The sequence below is a fragment of the Eisenbergiella porci genome (assembly GCF_009696275.1).
Classification (GTDB): Bacteria; Bacillota; Clostridia; order Lachnospirales; family Lachnospiraceae; genus Eisenbergiella; species Eisenbergiella porci.
Genome location: NZ_VUMI01000148.1, coordinates 1 through 1,041, shown reverse-complemented (window position 1 = coordinate 1,041; position 1,041 = coordinate 1). Strand labels below are relative to the sequence as shown.

Here is a 1,041-nt window from a genome sequence, read left to right as displayed (position 1 = left end):
GGTGCGACACGTTGACGCACAAACATCACGCTATGAGGGTAATACTTCATAGACTTATGGCCATGTGATGCTAAAAGCGTCGGGCTTATCTCGGCAGGGATGAGCAACAACTGATAACCCGATAGGTAGAATGAAGGAGTAACGCCCTGAAATGCCTACTCTGATACTTCGACCGGCTTCGGCTGTAATGGCTGGAGTCTGGAGCTCGATAAAGTCGGCGGAAGTTTGTCGTAACAGCGTGGCAACACGGCTGACGAAAGTGCAGTAGAGGTACTGTATGCAGATGACACGCCGGGAGTCTATAAAATATCTATGGTGAGAATGTCTACGACGGACTGACGAAAACCGCGAATGTACGGGTCTAGATGTTTACCGTATAGAAATGTACGGACACTTAAATGTGGGTCAGTGCGGTAAAGTAAAAATCGAAAATATGAAATTCCGTATTGTGTTGCAGGCACAATCAAGCTGACAGGACTATAGCGGACACCTAAGGATATATGTACAGATAGGGTTATCGGAACGTGGAAAGGTACAGAGTTGCTCATAAGCAATCTGCGGACGAATCATATAAGCCGCTTAATCTGTGCTGAAAAGCGAAGCTCGAACCTATGACAGCCCAACGAAAAAGGCGGGCTTGAGGAATGGGCTTTAGTCGGTTAGAAACTATTGTTGTCATTCAATCGTATAAGGATTACGAGTAAGACAAAAAGGGACACTTTCCCGCGAAAGGAGAGTGATGCCTTATGACCAGAAAAAAGAAACAACTGCTATGTGAGGAAAATCTGCGACATAACGAGTATTACGGAATGCAAGATACCTTCGATAATCTATATGCTGCCAGTAAGAATGGTGAGGTGTTTACAGACCTCATGTCTATCGTCCTTCAAAGGGAAAACATTCTGCTGGCATACAGAAATATCAAGAAAAACACAGGAAGTAAAACGTGTGGAACAGATAAACTCACAATCAGGGACATTGGAAAGTGCTCCCCTGATGAAGTAGTTGAAAAAGTGAGATTTATTGTAAACGGAAGTGAGC

The 1,041-nt window shown here is 44.3% G+C and carries 1 pseudogene; it reads left to right on the top strand.

Annotated features, from left to right (window positions below):
* Positions 1-746 precede the first annotated feature (746 nt).
* Positions 747-1,041: pseudogene (locus tag FYJ45_RS29330) on the top strand (group II intron reverse transcriptase/maturase); the annotation flags it as partial.